The organism is Sphaerisporangium sp. NPDC005289, from assembly GCF_040607455.1.
In the GTDB taxonomy this organism is placed as follows: domain Bacteria; phylum Actinomycetota; class Actinomycetes; order Streptosporangiales; family Streptosporangiaceae; genus Sphaerisporangium; species Sphaerisporangium rhizosphaerae.
Genome location: NZ_JBEXGS010000003.1, coordinates 476,553 through 494,579, shown reverse-complemented (window position 1 = coordinate 494,579; position 18,027 = coordinate 476,553). Strand labels below are relative to the sequence as shown.

Annotated in this window: 17 protein-coding genes; 11 read left to right on the top strand and 6 right to left on the bottom strand. The window is 71.6% G+C overall.

Translation table 11 applies throughout. The features are described from left to right. Positions 1-75 precede the first annotated feature (75 nt). From ABZT47_RS07805 to ABZT47_RS07790, 4 genes are all read left to right on the top strand, one after another. Complete coding sequence (locus ABZT47_RS07805; protein WP_354837405.1) at positions 76-1,263, top strand: PspC domain-containing protein; 1,188 nt, start codon at positions 76-78, stop codon at positions 1,261-1,263. A gap of 46 nt (positions 1,264-1,309) precedes the next feature. Further along, positions 1,310-1,942: a response regulator transcription factor gene (locus ABZT47_RS07800; RefSeq protein WP_354837616.1), complete on the top strand. Its 633-nt coding sequence runs from the start codon at positions 1,310-1,312 to the stop codon at positions 1,940-1,942. Between the two features lie 154 nt (positions 1,943-2,096). Continuing rightward, positions 2,097-2,792: a neutral zinc metallopeptidase gene (locus tag ABZT47_RS07795; RefSeq protein ID WP_354837403.1), complete on the top strand. Its 696-nt coding sequence runs from the start codon at positions 2,097-2,099 to the stop codon at positions 2,790-2,792. Between the two features lie 101 nt (positions 2,793-2,893). Then, positions 2,894-3,697 (top strand): CPBP family intramembrane glutamic endopeptidase, encoded by an 804-nt coding sequence (locus tag ABZT47_RS07790; RefSeq protein WP_354837401.1) that lies wholly within the window; start codon positions 2,894-2,896, stop codon positions 3,695-3,697. 59 nt (positions 3,698-3,756) lie between these two features. Here ABZT47_RS07790 and ABZT47_RS07785 read toward each other — a convergent pair whose 3' ends face one another. Continuing rightward, complete coding sequence (locus ABZT47_RS07785; protein ID WP_354837399.1) at positions 3,757-4,485, bottom strand: PIG-L family deacetylase; 729 nt, start codon at positions 4,483-4,485, stop codon at positions 3,757-3,759. Positions 4,486-4,686: 201 nt separating this feature from the next. Here ABZT47_RS07785 and pcrA point away from each other — a divergent pair, with 201 nt between their 5' ends. After that, on the top strand, positions 4,687-6,909 hold the full coding sequence (gene pcrA / locus ABZT47_RS07780; RefSeq protein WP_354837614.1) for a DNA helicase PcrA: 2,223 nt from the start codon (positions 4,687-4,689) through the stop codon (positions 6,907-6,909). A gap of 92 nt (positions 6,910-7,001) precedes the next feature. Here pcrA and ABZT47_RS07775 read toward each other — a convergent pair whose 3' ends face one another. Next, positions 7,002-7,895, bottom strand: coding sequence for a hypothetical protein (locus tag ABZT47_RS07775; protein ID WP_354837397.1), 894 nt, complete (start codon positions 7,893-7,895; stop codon positions 7,002-7,004). A gap of 323 nt (positions 7,896-8,218) precedes the next feature. Here ABZT47_RS07775 and sucC point away from each other — a divergent pair, with 323 nt between their 5' ends. Together sucC and sucD are read left to right on the top strand one after the other, a co-directional pair. Then, positions 8,219-9,397: an ADP-forming succinate--CoA ligase subunit beta gene (gene sucC, locus ABZT47_RS07770; RefSeq protein ID WP_354837395.1), complete on the top strand. Its 1,179-nt coding sequence runs from the start codon at positions 8,219-8,221 to the stop codon at positions 9,395-9,397. Continuing rightward, on the top strand, positions 9,397-10,284 hold the full coding sequence (gene sucD / locus ABZT47_RS07765; protein WP_354837393.1) for a succinate--CoA ligase subunit alpha: 888 nt from the start codon (positions 9,397-9,399) through the stop codon (positions 10,282-10,284). Before sucC ends, sucD begins: the two co-directional genes overlap by 1 nt. A gap of 135 nt (positions 10,285-10,419) precedes the next feature. On the opposite strand, the gene ABZT47_RS07760 is transcribed toward sucD, so the two are convergent. Together ABZT47_RS07760 and ABZT47_RS07755 are read right to left on the bottom strand one after the other, a co-directional pair. Then, complete coding sequence (locus ABZT47_RS07760; RefSeq protein WP_354837391.1) at positions 10,420-10,731, bottom strand: transcriptional regulator; 312 nt, start codon at positions 10,729-10,731, stop codon at positions 10,420-10,422. After that, the gene (locus tag ABZT47_RS07755; RefSeq protein WP_354837389.1) at positions 10,728-11,441 is read right to left on the bottom strand and encodes a hypothetical protein; all 714 of its coding nucleotides are present in this window, start codon (positions 11,439-11,441) and stop codon (positions 10,728-10,730) included. Before ABZT47_RS07755 ends, ABZT47_RS07760 begins: the two co-directional genes overlap by 4 nt. Positions 11,442-11,623: 182 nt before the next feature. Here ABZT47_RS07755 and ABZT47_RS07750 point away from each other — a divergent pair, with 182 nt between their 5' ends. Further along, on the top strand, positions 11,624-13,357 hold the full coding sequence (locus tag ABZT47_RS07750) for a DUF6350 family protein (protein WP_354837387.1): 1,734 nt from the start codon (positions 11,624-11,626) through the stop codon (positions 13,355-13,357). A 176-nt stretch (positions 13,358-13,533) separates the two neighbouring features. Here ABZT47_RS07750 and ABZT47_RS07745 read toward each other — a convergent pair whose 3' ends face one another. Both ABZT47_RS07745 and ABZT47_RS07740 read right to left on the bottom strand, forming a co-directional pair. Next, complete coding sequence (locus tag ABZT47_RS07745) at positions 13,534-13,845, bottom strand: UBP-type zinc finger domain-containing protein (RefSeq protein ID WP_354837385.1); 312 nt, start codon at positions 13,843-13,845, stop codon at positions 13,534-13,536. A gap of 175 nt (positions 13,846-14,020) precedes the next feature. Next, positions 14,021-14,431, bottom strand: coding sequence for a hypothetical protein (locus tag ABZT47_RS07740; protein WP_354837383.1), 411 nt, complete (start codon positions 14,429-14,431; stop codon positions 14,021-14,023). Between the two features lie 81 nt (positions 14,432-14,512). Between ABZT47_RS07740 and purN the strand changes: the two genes are divergently transcribed. The 3 genes from purN to ABZT47_RS07725 all read left to right on the top strand — a co-directional run bounded on the left by purN (position 14,513) and on the right by ABZT47_RS07725 (position 17,933). Continuing rightward, on the top strand, positions 14,513-15,193 hold the full coding sequence (purN, locus tag ABZT47_RS07735; protein WP_354837612.1) for a phosphoribosylglycinamide formyltransferase: 681 nt from the start codon (positions 14,513-14,515) through the stop codon (positions 15,191-15,193). Further along, complete coding sequence (purH, locus tag ABZT47_RS07730; RefSeq protein ID WP_354837381.1) at positions 15,190-16,737, top strand: bifunctional phosphoribosylaminoimidazolecarboxamide formyltransferase/IMP cyclohydrolase; 1,548 nt, start codon at positions 15,190-15,192, stop codon at positions 16,735-16,737. Before purN ends, purH begins: the two co-directional genes overlap by 4 nt. A 461-nt stretch (positions 16,738-17,198) precedes the next feature. Continuing rightward, positions 17,199-17,933, top strand: coding sequence for a DUF899 domain-containing protein (locus ABZT47_RS07725; protein ID WP_354837379.1), 735 nt, complete (start codon positions 17,199-17,201; stop codon positions 17,931-17,933). Positions 17,934-18,027 lie beyond the last annotated feature (94 nt).

Sequence of the window (18,027 nt, the reverse complement as noted above, 5' to 3'; positions counted from 1 at the left end):
CCCGGAGCACTCAGGGCAGGAGTCAGGGAGCGCCCTGATGCGTTCCTTCCCTTCACGTGTGACGATGCTCGAGAGATGTCTGAGACCCCCACCATTCCCGAGGCCTACCCCCGCCTGGTCCGTCCGCTCCGCGGCCGGCTCGTCGCGGGCGTCGCCCAGGGTGCCGCCGCCCAGTTGAAGCTCGACCCGGTCGTGCTGAGGCTCGCCTTCGTGCTGCTCAGCGTCCTGGACGGGCTCGGCGTCCTGGCGTACGCCGCGCTTTGGATGTTCACCCCGCACGAGCCCCACGAAGGAGAAGCGCCCAGCCGCGACTGGGGCCAGATCGCCGCCTACGCCGTGCTGGGCATGGCGCTGACGGCCTTCGGCTGGCTCACCGGCGCCTCCACCGGCGGCGTCGGCACCTGGTCGATCGCGGTGGGCGGCATCGGCACGCTCATCTTGTTCCAGCAGGCCGAGCCCGGCCGCCGCCAGCGCTGGATGACCGACGCGGTCCGCCAGGTGCGCCGCTCGTGGATCCGCACCGGCATCGGGCTGCTGCTGGTGGTCAGCGGCGCGATCGGCTTCCTGGCCGCCCAGGGCAAGCTCGCCGAGGCGCGTCCCGGCCTGGTCTTCACCGCCGTCGTGGTGGGCGGCATCGCGCTCATCGCGGCCCCCTGGCTGACCGCGCTGTGGAAGGAACTGCAGAAGGAGCGCCGCGAGCGCATCCGGCAGGAGGAGCGCGCCGAGATGGCCGCGCACGTCCACGACTCGGTGCTGCACACGCTGACGCTCATCCAGCGCAACGCGGGCGACCCGTTCGAGGTGACCCGCCTGGCCCGCTCGCAGGAGCGCGAGCTGCGCAACTGGCTGTACCAGCCCAAGGCCGACGCCGACGCCACCATGGCCGCCGCCGTGCGCCGCGTGGCGGCCGAGATCGAGGACGAGCACGGCGTGCCCATCGAGATCGTCTGCGTCGGCGACTGCGACCTGGACAACGGGCTGCGCGCGATGCTCCAGGCCGTGCGGCAGGCGATGGTGAACGCCGCCAAGTACTCCGAGGCGTCGGTGATCTCCGTGTACACCGAGGTCGAGCCCGGCGAGGTCACCGTGTTCGTCAGGGACCGCGGCAAGGGTTTCAATATGGACGACGTGCCCGACGACCGCATGGGCATCCGCCAGTCGATCATCGGCCGGATGGAACGCCACGGCGGCGGCGCCCGGGTCAAGACCGAGCCGGGCGAGGGCACCGAGGTGATGTTGACGATGAAACGGGAGCAGTCGTGATCCGCCACCTGCCCCGAAGGGTGAGGAAGCCGTGAATGCCGTGAATATGGTCAAGGTTCTGATCGTTGACGATCACCGGCTCTTCCGGTCGGGGGTGCGCGCCGAGCTCGGCCCCCAGATCGAGGTGATCGGCGAGGCCGAGGACGTCGAGTCCGCGGTCGCCGCCATCGAGTCGCTCAAGCCCGACGTCGTCCTGCTCGACGTGCACATGCCCGGGGGCGGCGGCCAGGAGGTCCTGCGCCGGGTCCTCGGCTCGGGGGCGCCGGTCCGCTTCCTGGCGCTGTCGGTCTCCGACGCCGCCGAGGACGTCATCGGCGTCATCCGCGGCGGGGCCCGCGGATACGTCACCAAGACCATCAGCGGCCGCGAGCTGACCGACGCGATCGTCCGGGTGTCGGAGGGCGACGCGGTGTTCTCGCCGCGTCTGGCCGGGTTCGTCCTGGACGCCTTCGCCTCCACCGAGGCGCCCTCCATCGATCCCGAGCTGGACTCGCTGACCACGCGCGAGCGCGAGGTGCTGCGGCTCATCGCGCGCGGGTACGCCTACAAGGAGATCGCCAAAGAGCTGTTCATCTCGGTGAAGACGGTCGAGACCCACGTCTCCTCGGTGCTGCGCAAGCTCCAGCTGTCCAACCGGCACGAGCTGTCTCGCTGGGCCACCGCCCGCCGCCTGGTCTGACCCGCCCGCGTGGCCGTGTGGCCGTGTGGCCGTGTGGCCGTGTGGCCGTATGGCCGTATGGCCGTGTGGCTGCGTGGCCGGGTGGCCGGGTGGCCGCCCGTCCCGCGACGGGGAACCGTTCGCGGCGCGGGGGCCGGTCGGCCAGGATGGGCGTGTGACCCCTCGCGCACTTTCGACGCTCGTGCTCGCGGCCGTGCTGACGGCGAGCTGCTCCCTCGTGGCGTCGCCGAAAGACCGGCACTCCGCGCCCGACCCCGCCACGGGCCCCGCCTCCGGGTCCGCGAGCCCGTCCGCGCTCGGCCAGACGTTCGAGGAGGACGTCGAGCTCGCGCGCACCCTCACCGAGCGCTATTGGCAGCAGACCTTCCAGGCCGCCGGGCGCACCTACCGCCCGCTGAGCAAATTCGAGGCGTACTCCGGCCAGGACGGTCCCGACTGCGGCGGCCAGCCGGCGGTGCCCGAGAACGCCTTCTACTGCCCGGTCGGGCACTTCGTCGCCTATGACGCGCAGTGGATGCGTTCCCTGTACGAGGAGAAGGGCGACGGGGCCGTGTACGTGATCATTCCGCACGAGCTCGGCCACGCCGTGCAGGCCCAGCTCATGAGCGACTTCAGCCTCAACATCAACCGCGAGCTGCAGGCCGACTGCTACGCCGGTGGCGCGCTCAAAGGCTTGATCGACGCCGGGCAGCTGGAGGCCGAGAGCGGCGACGACGAGGAGCTGCTCGCCAACCTGGCGGCCGCCGGCGACCCGACCGACGCCTGGTGGCGTGAGGACGCGCACGGCACCCCGGCCGAGCGCCAGCAGTCCTTCGCCAAGGGATACAACAACGGCGTCAACACCTGCTGAGCCAGGGTAGACGTTCCGGGTCGTCGGGGCCCCGTAGCGTGGGCCGCGTCGGCGTCGGCGTCGGCGATCAGGCCGGCAGGTCAGAAGCCAGGAGGTGGGTCATGAGCACGCGAGCCGTCCAAGCAGCCCCGCGCGGGAGCGGAACACCGGCGCGGGACGAGGGCGTCATGCCCGCGACGCGGCTGCTGCTGCCGGCGGTGGGCGTCCTGGCGGCGGCCAACGTCCTCAACAACCGCGCGGCCCGGCGGCTGGCGCCCCTGACCTCGGCCGCGGCCACCGGCGCACTGGTGCTCCTGGGCCGGCGCGGCGGGCTGTCGTGGCCGGAGATGGGCTTCACGGACGCGCGCAGGGGTGCGCGCATCGGCGGATGCCTGGCGGCGGCGGTGGCGGCGGTGTACACGGCGGGGGTGCTGCTGCCGCCGACGCGGCGCTACTTCCGCGACCAGCGGGCGCTCGGGCTGTCCCGCGCCCGCCTGGCCGAGGAGATCCTGCTTCAGGTGCCGTTCGGCACCGTGCTGCTGGAGGAGGTCGCCTTCAGGGGCGTGCTGCCCGCCGCGCTGCGCCGTTCGCACGGGCCGTCGGCCGCCGTCGCGGGCTCGTCGGCGTTGTTCGGCCTCTGGCACATCCTGCCGTCCCTGGACATGGCGGCCGCCAACCCCGCCCTCGGCCACCTCGTCCAGGCCGCCGACCCGCCCGCGACCCGCCCCGCGAAGGACGGGGCGGCCGCGACGGTGGCGGGGTCGGTGGCGGTCACCGGGCTGGCCGGGGCGTTCTTCCTGGAGCTGCGGCGTCGTGGGGGCCTGCTCGCGCCGTCGCTGCTGCACCTGGCGACCAACTCGCTGGGATTCCTCGCCGCCCGCGTCACCCGCCGGCTCGACCGTGGCGGCCGGGGGACGGCGGACTGAGCCGGACGGGGCCACGGCCGCCGGCGGACCCGGTGGCTCGCGTCAGGCGGTGGCTCGCGTCAGGCGGTGGGCACCACCTGGAAGGCTTCGGCGTAGGTGCCCTCCGGCTGGCCGGCGGCCTGGGCGTTGGTCGCCAGCCAGCCCTTGACGAAGGTCTCGAGCCGGTCGTCCATGTGCGCGGTCTGGCTGGCGTGCGCCCGCAGCGCCGCGAACTTGCGGTCGAGCGTGGCGGTGACGTCGATGTAGTGGTTGTTGGCCTGCCCGCCGGTCAGCCACACCTCGCGCGCCGTCCACGCCTCAAGGCCCTCCTCGGCGAGCAGCTCGGGGAAGGCGTACGGGTTGCGCGCGTCGGGGTAGACCGCGTCGAGCGTCGCGCCGCCGACGGCGCGGTGGTCGGGGTGGCTCGGCCCCATGCGCAGGTAGTTGCGCTCGGGATGAGAGGTGATCACCCGGTCGGGGCGCACCTGGCGGATCACCCGGGCGATGTCGCGGCGCAAGGGGAGGGTCTGCTCCACCGTGCCGTCCTTGTAGCCGAGGAAGCGCACGTCCTCCACGCCGACCACCTTGGCCGCCGCGATCTGCTCGCCGCGCCGCAGCTCGGCCATCCCGCCGTTGTCGAGCTCGCGGTCGAACCCTCCGGCGTCGCCGTCGGTGACGATGCAGTACACCACGCGAATACCCTTGTCGGTAAGGGCCGCGATGGTGCCTGCGGCGCCGAAGTCGACATCGTCGGGGTGCGCGGTCACCACCAGGGTCGTGCCGATCTCGGTGTCGTCAAGTGCCGTCACGGTCGTCCTCCTTGGTCCACTGGGCGCTGAACAAGCGGCACGGTCGCGATATTTCCGCGACCGGCGCCGGGCGTGCGAGCTCGTGCGGCGCGAAGCCTATCCGGCGGCCCGAGAGGAGCCGAAGGGGCGCCCATTGTCGGTGGGCGGCCATAATCTAGGGGCGTGTCGACCCGAGCCGTGAACCCCATTGTTGATCACCCTTTGCTCGACGGGCTCAACCCGCAGCAGCGGGACGCCGTCGTCCACGCGGGCAGCCCGCTCTTGATCGTCGCCGGGGCGGGGTCGGGGAAGACGCGCGTGCTCACCCACCGCATCGCCTACTTGCTGGCCGAGCGCGATGCGCAGCCGCAGGAGATCCTGGCGATCACCTTCACCAACAAGGCCGCCCGCGAGATGAAGGAAAGGGTCGACCGGCTCATCGGCCCGCGATCCAAGGCCATGTGGGTGATGACCTTCCACAGCGCCTGCGTGCGCATCCTGCGCCGTGAGGCCAAGCGGCTGGGCTTCACCTCCAGCTTCTCCATCTACGACCAGGCCGACTCCCAGCGGCTGATGGCGATGGTCTGCCGCGAGCTCGACCTGGACCCCAAGCGCTATCCGCCGCGCTCGTTCTCCGCGCAGGTCAGCAACCTCAAGAACGAGCTGATCGACTACGAGACGGCGGCGGGCAAGGCGCAGACCCATCTCGAGCGCACGCTCGCCGAGGCCTACGCCGCCTACCAGCGCAGGCTGACCGAGGCCGGCGCGATGGACTTCGACGACATCATCATGCTCACGGTCACCCTGTTCCAGCTCTTCCCCGACGTGGCCGAGCACTACCGGCGCCGCTTCCGCCACGTGATGGTCGACGAGTACCAGGACACCAACCACGCGCAGTACATCCTGATCAGAGAGCTGGTCGGCCACCCCGAGATCCGCACCGCCGACGGCGACGTGGTGCGCGAGGGCGCGGTCGAGCCGGCCGAGCTGTGCGTGGTCGGCGACGCCGACCAGTCGATCTACGCCTTCCGCGGCGCGACCATCCGCAACATCCTCGAGTTCGAGCGCGACTACCCCAACGCCCGCACGATCCTGCTCGAGCAGAACTACCGCTCGACGCAGACCATCCTGTCGGCCGCGAACGCCGTGATCTCGCGCAACGAGAGCCGCAAGCCCAAGAACCTCTGGTCCGACCAGGGCGCCGGGCCCAAGATCGTCGGCTATGTGGCCGACAACGAGCACGACGAGGCCATGTTCGTCGCCCAGGAGGTCGACCGGCTCGCCGACGAGGATGACGTGACCCCCGGCCAGGTGGCGGTCTTCTACCGCACCAACGCCGCCTCCCGCGTGTTCGAAGAGATCTTCATCCGCACCGGCCTGCCGTACAAGGTCGTCGGCGGCGTGCGGTTTTACGAGCGCAGGGAGGTCCGCGACCTGCTGGCCTACCTCCGCGTGCTCGCCAACCCCACCGACACCGTCTCGCTGCGCCGCGTGCTGAACGTCCCCAAGCGCGGCATCGGCGACCGCGCCGAGGCGATGGTGGACGCCTTCTCCGTCCGCGAGCGCGTCCCGTTCTACGAGGCGCTGCGCCGCGCCGACGAGGCGCCGGGGCTCGCCACGCGCTCGCTCAACGCCATCAAGGAGTTCGTCGCCCTGCTCGAGGAGCTGCGGGGCAAGGAGCTGCCGATCTCCGAGCTGGCCGAGGAGGTCCTGACCGCCACCGGCTACCGCACCGAGCTGGAGACCTCGGGCGACCCGCAGGACGAGAGCCGGCTGGAGAACCTCAACGAGCTGATCTCGGTGGCGCAGGAGTTCGAGGAGGCCAATCCCGACGGCACGCTGGTCGACTTCCTCGAGCAGGTCTCGCTGGTCGCCGACGCCGACCAGATCCCCGAGGGTGAAGATCACCAGGGCGTCGTCACGCTGATGACCCTGCACACCGCCAAGGGGCTGGAGTTCCCGGTCGTCTTCCTCACCGGCCTGGAGGACGGCGTCTTCCCGCACACCCGCTCCCTGGGCGAGCCCCGCGAGCTGGAGGAGGAGCGCCGGCTCGCCTACGTCGGCATCACCCGCGCCCAGCAGCGGCTCTACGTCTCGCGGGCCGCCGTCCGCAGCTCGTGGGGGTCGCCGGCGTTCAACCCGGCCTCGCGGTTCCTGGCCGAGGTGCCCGCCGACCTGGTCGACTGGCGCGGCGATCCGGCCAAGAGCGCCTGGGGCGCGGCCACCAAACGTGAGACGCGGGCCCAGGCGGCGCCCGCGCGTAAGGCCGGCGGCCGCGCCGTTCCGAACCTCAGCCCGGGCGACCGCGTCACCCACGACCAGTTCGGGCTCGGCACCGTGGTGTCCGTGGACGGCATGGCCGAGAAGACCAAGGTGAAGGTCGACTTCGGCTCCGGCGGCGAGAAGACCCTCCTGCTCGCCTACGCCCCCCTCGAGAAACTCTGACCCACCGGCCGGCCCTGAGACCGGTCCCGGCCGTGTCCGTCGGCCCCTGAACGGGTGAGGCCCGGTGAGCACGCTCACCGGGCCTCACTGCGTCAGTGCTCGCGGGTGGGAAGGCCGGGGATCTTGGTGGTGAGGTCGGGGATCACCGGAAGCTCGTCGGTGAGGTCCTTCTCGTCGACGACCAGGTCCGCCGGGGGCGCCGTGATGACGATCTTGGCGCCCCAGGAGGTGTAGCGGTTGTCGGCGGCGATGTACACGTCGCCGAGGGAGGAGCCGGTGGACGGGCTGACGGGCACCTTGACGGTCGTCTGGAAGCGGCGGGGAAGCTGGTCGGCGCCGATCCACATCCGCCACGGCACCGTGATCTTCTTGCCGTTCTTCGACTTGGCGATCGACGACAGCATCGGCGAGACCTTGCCGAGCGAGGACAGCGGGATCGAACCGCGCACCAGCGTGGTCCTGGCGCCGCCGACCGTGCCGCCGGGGCTCTTGGCCTTCGCGGTGGCGAGGATGGCCTTGAGGACGTTCGGCTTCAGCAGGTCGATCGGGCCGTTGCTGTAGGTCGAGGGCTTGCCGGAGGTGCGCACCCAGGTGCGGCCGGCGGGCAGCAGCTCGTCGTAAAGCGCGCTCTTGAGGTACATCTTGCCGCCGACCACGATGGCGCGGACGGTGCTGTCGCCGTCCTTGTCGAAGCCCTTGAGGGTGATCTTCGCGTCGTAGGCGTCGACGCCCGATCGGCCGAAACGCAGGCTTCCGGTCTCCCGGAACGCGAAAATGTCCTGCTTGCCGATGCCCATTCTCGTGTTCTCGTCGACCCGCACGCCGCTCTTCTTCGCGAACTGCAGGCGCAGGGCGTCGACCGGGTTGCCGGGCTTGGCGGTGGCGGGCGCCGCGGTGGTGGTCGCCGACTGCGCGGTGGCCGGGGCGGCCAGCGCGAGCGCAGGTACGGCCGCGGTGACCGCGGCCAGGGCGATGAGTCGCCTCATTTGGGGGGTTCCTCCCGTTATAGTCCCTCGCCCCGTCGTCGAGGGGTTTCGCATTCTCTCCAGTCAAGATCACGGTGAAATCACGACTTGTGGAAATGTAGCGGTAAGCGGGGTGGTAGGGGATCGTCGCGGGATTTGCGGGATTCTTGGGAAAGACGGCGTATCCGATTACCGCCGGCGTGCGGGTAATGGACCCCCGGCGAGCGCCGCACGTCCTGGTGGCGGCTAGGCTTCTCAGGCCAGGCTTCCGGCGATCGCGGGTGCTCTGAGGTCTGGTCTCAACGTAGAGAAGAAGACAGCCGGACAAGCAAGGACGGACCCTCGTGGACCTGTTCGAACATCAGGCGAAGGAGCTCTTCGCGGAGTATGGCATCCCGGTGCCGCGCGGCGTCGTCGCGCACACCGTGGAGGAGGCGCGCGCGGCGGCAGAGCAGCTGACCGGTCGCGTCGTCGTCAAGGCCCAGGTCAAGACCGGGGGCCGCGGCAAGGCGGGCGGCGTCAAGGTCGCCGCCGACGCCGCCGACGCCGAGAGCAAGGCCACCGGCATCCTCGGCATGGACATCAAGGGGCACACGGTCCACAAGGTCCTCGTCGAGGAGGCCAGCGCGATCGCCGAGGAGTACTACTTCTCCTTCCTACTCGACCGCGCGAACCGCACCTTCCTCGCCATCTGCTCCGCCGCGGGCGGCATGGAGATCGAGGAGGTCGCGCACACCTCGCCCGAGAAGGTCGCCCAGATCCCGGTCTCCCCGCTGACCGGCGTCGACCGCGCGCGCGCCCGCGAGATCGCCCAGGCGGGCGGTCTGCCGGAGGCCGCGCTGGACGGCGCCGCCGAGATCATCGAGAAGCTCTGGGCCGTCTTCGTGGACGAGGACGCCACGCTGGTCGAGGTCAACCCGATGATCCTGACCGAGGACGGCCAGGTCAAGGCGCTCGACGGCAAGGTCACCCTGGACGACAACGCCACCTTCCGCCAGGCCGAGCACGAGTCCTACGCCGACAAGGCCGCCGAGGACCCGCTGGAGGCCCGCGCCAAGGAGAAGGACCTCAACTACGTCAAGCTCGAAGGTGCGGTGGGCATCATCGGCAACGGCGCGGGCCTGGTGATGTCGACCCTCGACGTCGTCGCCTACGCCGGCGAGCAGTACGGCGGCCAGCGGCCGGCCAACTTCCTCGACATCGGCGGCGGCGCCTCGGCCGAGGTCATGGCCAACGGCCTTGAGATCGTGCTGTCCGACCCGAGCGTGAAGTCCGTCTTCGTCAACGTCTTCGGCGGCATCACCGCCTGCGACGCCGTCGCCAACGGCATCGTCTCGGCGTTCAAGCTGCTGTCCGACCGCGGTGAGGCGGTCACCCACCCGCTGGTCGTCCGGCTGGACGGCAACAACGCCACCCTCGGGCGGCAGATCCTCAAGGACGCGGGCCTGCCCCGCGTCGAACTCGTCGACACTATGGACGAAGCGGCCAAGCGCGCCGCCGAGCTCGCTGCGGTAGGTGCGTAATGGCAATCTGGCTGACCGAGAACAGCAAGATCATCGTTCAGGGCATCACGGGTTCCGAGGGCTCCAAGCACACCCGTCGCATGCTCAAGTCCGGTGCGAAGGTCGTCGGCGGTACCAACCCTCGCAAGGCGGGCACCACGGTCGACTTCGACGGGGTCGAGCTGCCGGTCTTCGCGACCGTGGCCGAGGCCATGGCCGCCACCGGCGCCGACGTCACCGTCATCTTCGTGCCGCCGGCCGGCACCAAGGCCGCCGTCAAGGAGGCGATCGACGCCGAGATCCCGCTCGCCGTCGTCATCACCGAGGGCATCCCGGTCCACGACTCCACCGAGTTCTGGGCCTACGCCATCGCCAAGGGCGCCAAGACCCGCATCATCGGCCCGAACTGCCCCGGCATCGCCTCGCCCGGCGCCTCCAACGCCGGCATCATCCCGGCCGACATCACCTCCAAGGGCCGCATCGGCCTGGTGAGCAAGTCGGGCACGCTGACCTACCAGCTCATGTACGAGCTGCGTGACGTCGGGTTCTCCACGGCGGTGGGCATCGGCGGCGACCCGGTGATCGGCACGACGCACATCGACGCTCTGGAGGCCTTCCAGGCCGACCCGGAGACCGAGGCGATCGTGATGATCGGCGAGATCGGCGGCGACGCCGAGGAGCGCGCGGCGGCCTACATCGAGCAGCACGTGACCAAGCCCGTCGTGGCCTACGTGGCGGGGTTCACCGCGCCCGAGGGCAAGACGATGGGGCACGCCGGCGCCATCGTGTCGGGTTCGGCGGGCACCGCGCAGGCCAAGAAGGAAGCGCTGGAGAAGGTCGGCGTGCGGGTCGGCAAGACCCCCAGCGAGACCGCCCGCCTCATGCGCGAGATCATGCGCACCCGCTGACGCGGCCGCGTAGAAACGACAGCGCGAAAACGCAAGACAGAGGGACGCCCGGCCGCGAAGGCCGGGCGTCCCTCTCAGGAAGCAGCCGGCCCGGCCCCATGCCCGGACCGTCTCGTGCGTACCAGATTCGCCGCTCTACGGTTGCTGGGCGCGGTGACGCCGGACCAGCGCCTCCAGGGCGGCGATCTCGGCGGCCAGCGCCCCACGGCCGGCTTTGGTGATGACCACCCAGGTCTTTGGGCGCCTGCCCTCGATCGCCTTCTCCAGGGTGACCATTCCGGCGTCCTCCAGTACCGCCAGATGGCGGTTGAGGTTGCCCCCGGTCAGCTCCAGCGCGTTCTTCAGGTAGGTGAACTCGACGCGCGTGGCCTCCGCGGCGATCGTCAGGATGCCGAGGCGGTGGCGCTGGTGGACGACATCGGAAAGGCCGCCGGTCGGGTGGGTCATGCGCGGCTTTCCTTTCTCGCGGCGAGCCCGCCCACGAGCAGGATGAGGCCCGGGAGCAGCACGGGGCTGCCCTGGAGCGGACCGTAGGGCATGGTCTCAGGGGTGAAGCCGAACAGATGGAACAGCCGGTAGTACATGTTCTGCATGTCGTACACGACGGCGGGCACCGCGGCGGCCGTGTAGAGCAGGGTGACGATCCACAGGTGGCGGCTGCGTTCGGTCCGTGCCAGCGCGATGAGGCCGAAGGCCAGGGCCAGCAGGCCGAAGGTGTTGCGGACGAACAGCGGCCACAGGAACCAGACGAACAGGCTGACGAGCGGGGCCAGGAACCAGATCAACGGCGCGACGCCCGCGACGGCCCACGTGGTGGCCGGGCCTCTCGCGGAAGTCTGGATGCCGGCGCTGTCGCCGTGGCGGCGATACCACCAGACGGTCAGCACGGCTCCGGCGGCCAGCCCAGCCAGCCAGACCAGATCGAGCCAGGTCTCACCAGCGAGCAGCCAGGACGTGAAGCCGGTGGTGACGCCATCGGCGGACCCGTCCTCCGGAGGCGTGTGGGCCGCGTAGGCCAGCGCATACAGGGGCGCGGTGCCCAGGGTGAAGGCGCCGAAGTACAGCAGCGGTAACCGGAAGGCGTGCCGGTCGGATCGGGCGCGCCGCCGCAGGGCCTCCACGTCGCGCAGTAACCCGTCCGGCTCGAACTCCGTCATGGCGGCCTCCAGAGTCATATGTCTGCGTCACAGACAGGTTTGCAATGCAGACATCGGGCCGTCAAGCCTTCGGCCGGCGGAGCACGCCTTACGTAGTCTCTTGACCGTCCGGGGACAAAGGGGGCGACACGCGGGGCGCGGTACGCCCACTACGGCTGGGCATGCTGAGAACATCGACTACTGTGACGGCCCTTTTCGACCAGCTCCGGGCGGCCCCCCGCACCGTCCTCAGTCGCATCCCCCTCGCGGGGAGCGGCGACGACGACGAGGCGCGCCGTCCGCTGCCCGTGTCCGGCATGCTCGCCGCGGCCTGGACCCTCGGCGTCGGCCTCGCCGTCCTGACCACGCTCACCCTCATCGGGTGGATCGCCGCGCCCCGCGGCGCGTTCGGGCAGGGGCTCCCCGGGGTGTTCCGCGCCGCCTGCCAGGTCTGGCTGGCCGCCCACCACGCCGGCTTCGCCATCCCCGGCGGGCGCGTCGGCCTGTTGCCGATCGGCCTCACGGTGCTGCCCGCCGCGCTGCTGTACCGCGCGGCGATGTGGATGGCGCGCGACGCCGACCTGCGGCTCCGGCTGCCCGCCCGGCTGCCCAAGGGCAGCACCAAGGACCTCGCCAACGCCCGCCGCCGCGCCCAGCTCGTGCTCATCGCCCAGGCCGGCATCTCGCTGGCCGCGCCGTACGCGCTGCTGGCCGGGGCCATCGCGCTGGCCGCGCAGAACAACCTCACCCAGCCGTCCGTCGGCGAGGCGCTGGTCAGCCACCTCGTCCTGGCGTTCGTCGCCGGCTCGCTGGCCACCGCCCGCACGATCGGACCGTGGCGCTCGATGCTGCGGCTGCTGCCCGAGCGTGCGCGCTCGGTGGCGGTCGGCACGGCCGTCGCGCTGTCGATCCTGCTGGTGGCCGGGCTCATTCTGGTGCTCGTGGCCGTCGTCGCCGACTTCGGCCAGGTCAGGCGGCTGTCGGAGCTGCTGGCCCCCGGCTTCGTCGGCGGGGCGCTGCTGCTGCTGGTCGAAGTGCTCTACCTGTTCAACTTCGTCATCTGGGGCCTGGCCTACATCAGCGGGCCGGGGTTCGCCCTCGGCACGGGCACGCTGGTCGCGCCCACCGGCGTGCAACTGGGCGCGCTTCCCGCCCTGCCGATCCTCGGCGCCCTGCCCGACTCGGGCTCCATGCCGCCGTGGATCATGGGCGTGCTCGCGGTGCCGTTCATCGCCGGCGCGGTGGCCGGGGTGGTGGTGGCGCGCGTCTCGCCGACCCCGCACTTCGAGTCGGCGCCGCTGTGGGGCTTCGTCTGCGGTCTGGCCACCGGCCTGGCGTCGGGGCTGCTCGCGGCGCTGGCCGGCGGCCCGCTCGGCGGCGCGCGCCTCGCGGCCGTCGGGCCCTCGGCGTGGGAGGTGGCGCTGTCGGTCACCCTGGAGGTCGGCGTGGCCGCGGGCATCTCCGCGGGGCTGGCCAACTGGTGGCTGGTGTTCCACGGCGCCACGGTCGAGGCGACGCCGGTCCGCAGGGCGGGGGACGCGCTGGTCAAGGTGGCCAGCAAGGTCAAGCTGGCCGCGCCGGCCCACACCGGTGAGCTGCCGGGCCACTGGATGGACGCCACCGAGGCCGACACCCAGCCGATCCCGGTGATCAGGGCCGACTGGGCGGACGAGCACGCCTCGGCGGCCGTGGAGACCTTCGACCCGGCCCCGGTGGACGGCCCCTCGGCCAAGGCGCCACGCGCGGGCAAGGGGCCGGCGGGCAGGCGTCCCACGGGGAAGGGGCTCGCCGGGACGGGGGCCGCGGCCGGCGCGGGCCGCGGCACGGCCAGGCGCGAGGAGCCACGCCCGCCGCGCCGCGACATCGTCGACGAGTCCGACGACCGCGGCGGCCACATCATCTACGTCGACCCCTACGCCTGGGACCGCGACTCCTGACCCCGTGCCGGGACGCGGGTTCCGGCGCTCACGGTGTGACGGCGTACGCGGTGTGACAGTGCTCGCGGTGTGACGGCCGCTCGCCGAGGGCCGTTCCTGAGCAGCGGCCGAGTCGCGCCGCCGTCGTCCGGCTCGCGCCGTCGTCGGGCCGTCGTCCGGCCGTGCCGCGGGGACGGCTAGAGGTGGAAGCGCGTGGCGTGGGAGCGCTCGCCCTTGCCGCTCGGGGACGGCTCGAACAGCTGTTCGTCGGCGTAGCACCACGCCCAGTCTTCGCCGGGCTCGAACGACTCGGCGACCGGGTGGCCTTCGCTCGCGTAGTGGTGGCTGGCGTGGCGGTTGGGAGAGGAATCGCAGCAGCCGACGTGACCGCAGGTGAGGCAGGTGCGCAGGTGGACCCAGCGCGACCCCATGGCAAGGCACTCCGCACAGCCCTCCTGCGGGGTGGGCTCGACGTCGTGGATGGCCGCGATGTGCTCGCAGTGGTTCATGGTTCTCCTCGGTTCGGCGGCGACGCGCCCGGCGGCGTCCTGGTCACCGGGGTGTCAGCGAGGCAGGCCCTGGTGTCCTTGTCTCTCTACGCCACCATAAGCGGCGGCACACCCCGCGGGGTCAGGCCGGTCCCACGGTCCGAGGGTCGAGCCCAGGCCACGGTGAGGTCGGGGCTCACGGAGGGAAGGGAAGCTTCACGCTGCCCTTGGGCATGAACGGCAGCCGGTGCTCCACGGCGCGTTCCAGGTCGCCGACGCACACCTGTTGCGAGGTCGCCGTGCCCGCCCCCTTCATGCACTCGGTGTAGGCCGTCAGCTCTCCGCTGAAGTACGTCTGGACCCACATCACCAGCGTGGCCAGGCACAGGGACGCCAGCGACAGCAGCATCCCGAGGACGGCGAGCACGACCGGCCGATGCCGGGCCGACAACGCCCGCCACGCCCGGTAGCACACGACGGCCGAGAAGACGGCGAGGGCCAGGCCGAACACCGGCACCAGGAAGGTGAGCGCCAGCGCGCCGATGGAGAGCAGCAGCGCCCGGCGCCCGATCTCGCTCCCCGTTGATGTCTCCGCGGGTGGTTGCACCTGACCTCCTCTGCGTCGTGGAGCGGGCGGGCCGATACGCTGACGCCATACCGTCAACCGTCGCCCCGAAGGAGTGCAGCCCTGTCGGCTCGGCTCGTGGTCCTCGTCTCCGGTTCCGGGACCAACCTACAGGCCCTCATGGACGCCGCCGCTGATGACGCATATGGAGCCCGTATCGTCGCGGTCGGCGCCGACCGCGACGACATCGAGGGGCTCGCCCGCGCCCGGCGCGCCGGCTTGCCCACCTTCGTCGTCAAGCTGGCCGATCACCCGGCCCGTTCGGCCTGGGACCAGGCTCTGCGCGCGGCGATCGCCGCCCACGAGCCCGACCTCGTGGTCTCCGCGGGATTCATGAAGATCCTCGGCCCGGAGGTCCTCGGCGCGTTCCCGGTGGTCAACACCCATCCCGCCCTGCTGCCGTCCTTTCCCGGCGCGCACGCCGTGCCCGACGCCCTCGCCTACGGCGTGCGGGTGACCGGCTGCACCGTCCATCTCGTCGACGCCGGCGTGGACACCGGCCCGGTGATCGCCCAGGAGGCGGTGCCCGTCCTCGACGGCGACGACGAGGACGCGCTCCACGAGCGCATCAAGACCGTGGAGCGCCGCCTGCTCGTCGAGATCGTGGGCCGCATGGCCCGGGAGGGCTGGACGGTCGCCGGCCGCCACGTCCGCCTGGGCGAGCGGGACCATCTGAGCCAGTCGCAATCTCCGGGCGGTCCGGGTGGTCCGGCCCGTCTGGACACAGGGAGGAGCACCAAGTGACCCGCATCGCCATCCGGCGCGCGCTGATCACGGTTTACGACAAGACCGGGCTGGAGGAGCTCGCCCGGGCCTTGGACGCCGCCGGCGTCGAGATCGTGTCCACGGGGGGCACGGCTTCCAAGATCGCCTCGTTCGGCGTGCCGGTGACTCCGGTGGAGTCGCTGACCGGCTTCCCCGAGTGCCTGGGCGGCCGGGTGAAGACCCTGCACCCGCGCGTGCACGCCGGCCTGCTGGCCGACGGCTCCAACCCCTCCCACGTCAAGCAGCTCGAAGAGCTGGAGATCGAGCCGTTCCAGCTCGTCGTGGTCAACCTGTACCCCTTCCAGCAGACGGTGGCCTCGGGCGCCTCGCCGGAGGAGTGCGTGGAGCAGATCGACATCGGCGGCCCGGCCATGATCCGCGCGGCGGCGAAGAACCACGGCACGGTCGCCGTGGTGACCGACCCGGCCCGCTACGACGACGTGCGCAGGGCCGTGGAGGAGGGCGGCTTCGCCGAGCCCGAGCGCCGTCGCCTCGCCGCCGTCGCCTACGCCCACACCGCCGCGTACGACACGATGGTGGCCTCGTGGTTCGCCAGTGTCTACGCCCCCGAGGAGGACACCGCCTGGCCGTCCTTCATGGGCGCGGCCTGGAAGCGCCGGGCCGTGCTGAGGTACGGCGAGAACCCCCACCAGGGGGCCGCGCTCTACTCCGGCGGGCAGGACGGCCTGGCCAACGCCGAGCAGTTGCACGGCAAGGAGATGTCCTACAACAACTACGTCGACGCCGACGCGGCCTGGCGTGCCGCGTGGGACTTCGCCGAGCCGGCCGTGGCGATCATCAAGCACGCCAACCCGTGCGGCCTGGCCGTCGGCGCGGACGTGGCCGAGGCGCACCGCAAGGCGCACGCCTGCGACCCGGTGTCGGCGTACGGCGGAGTGATCGCGGTGAACGGCGAGGTGACCGAGGAGCTCGCCGAGCAGATCGCGCCGATCTTCACCGAGGTCGTCGTGGCGCCGTCGTTCACCGGCGAGGCCCTGGCCGTGCTGACGAAGAAGAAGAACCTCCGGCTGCTGCGCTGCCCGGCCGGCCCGGCCAACCCGGCCGAGTTCCGCCGCATCGACGGCGGCCTGCTCGTCCAGAGCGTCGACCGGGTGGACGCCCCCGGCGACGACCCGGCCGGCTGGGAGCTCAAGACCGGGTCGGCGGCCTCGCCCGAGGTCCTCGCCGACCTGGCGTTCGCGTGGAAGGCCTGCCGCTCGGTCAAGTCCAACGCCATCCTGCTCACCTCCGGCGGCGCCACCGTCGGCGTCGGCATGGGTCAGGTCAACCGGGTCGACTCCGCCCGCCTGGCGGTGTCGCGGGCCGGTGACCGGGCGGAGGGCTCGGTGGCCGCCTCCGACGCCTTCTTCCCCTTCGCCGACGGGCTCCAAGTGCTCATCGACGCCGGGGTGAAGGCCGTCGTCGAGCCCGGAGGGTCCGTCCGCGACGAGGAGGTCGTCGAGGCCGCCGCCAAGGCCGGCATCACGCTCTACTTCACCGGCACGCGCCACTTCTTCCACTGATCGCCACTGGTGGTCACTGCTAGTGCGCTGTCCACGAACGTTCACCGGCTCGGGCGCCGTAGCAAGGCGCCGGCATCGCCGTACCACGACCCGCCGACGCGGCGCCGATCACTGCGGCACGTGGCCCGGGATGGAGAGCCGCGCCCGGTGAGCGTATGTGTCACCGCACTAGTCGCTAGTGGAGAGCCGCGCCCGGTGAACGTACGTGGTCACCGCACTAGTCGCTAGTGGTCACTGATCGCGCGGCGGCCCGGCGAGCGGGCCGGGCCGCCACCACACCACCACCCCTGACCTCCCCCTATCAGGGCGACCGCCGGGCACGCCCGGTCTACCGTGGACACGGGTCCGGCGGCCCGGCCGCGTGCCGCCCGCCGGGCCCCCGCCCGTACCGTGCCCCCTGCGGGTGGCACGGTCGCGCGGCGGCGCTGGGCAAGGCAGTCGTCGCATCTCAGGGAGGACCGGTGGAGACACCCGCGATCGTGTCGCGCGAGGAGTGGCTGAAGGCTCGCACCGAGCTGCTGGAGAAGGAGAAGGAACTCACCCGGGCCCGGGACGCGCTCAACGCCGAGCGCCGCGCGTTACCCATGGTCGAGGTCACCAAGCCGTACGTCTTTCGCGGACCGGGCGGCGAGGCCGGCCTGGCCGACCTGTTCGAGGGGCGGCGCCAGCTCATCGTGTACCACTTCATGTGGGTGCGCGAGGCCGACGAGGGCTGTACGAGCTGCTCGTTCCTGGTGGACCACGTCGGCGACCTGCGCCACCTGAACGACTCCGAGACGACCCTGGCCCTGGTGTCGCGGGCGCCGCTGGACTCCATCGAGCGGTTCCGGCGGCGCATGGGCTGGCAGGTGCCGTGGTACTCCTCCGACGGCGGCGACTTCAACTACGACTTCCACGCCAGCAACGACGAGGCCGTCGCGCCGGTCGAGTACAACTACATGGACAAGGCGACCCTGGAGGCCAAGGGCCTGCACTTCTTCGCCCAGAACGGGCAGGACGGGCACGGCCTCAGCGTCTTCCTGCGCGACGGCGACCGCGTCTTCCACACCTACTCGACCTTCGGCCGGGGCCCCGAGGTGCTGCTGAACACCTACAACTACCTCGACTTCACCTTCCTCGGCCGGCAGAGGCACGTGAGCGAGTTCCCCCACCACGACCGCTACGGCGGCGCCGGCGCGGGCGCCTGCTGCCACTGACCCCACCGATCCCCGGCCCCGGGCGCCCGGCGGCCGGGGGCGGCCGTTCTCCCGGCGGCGGTTCGCCGGGGCCGGGCGTGCCATGTCGAGGGGA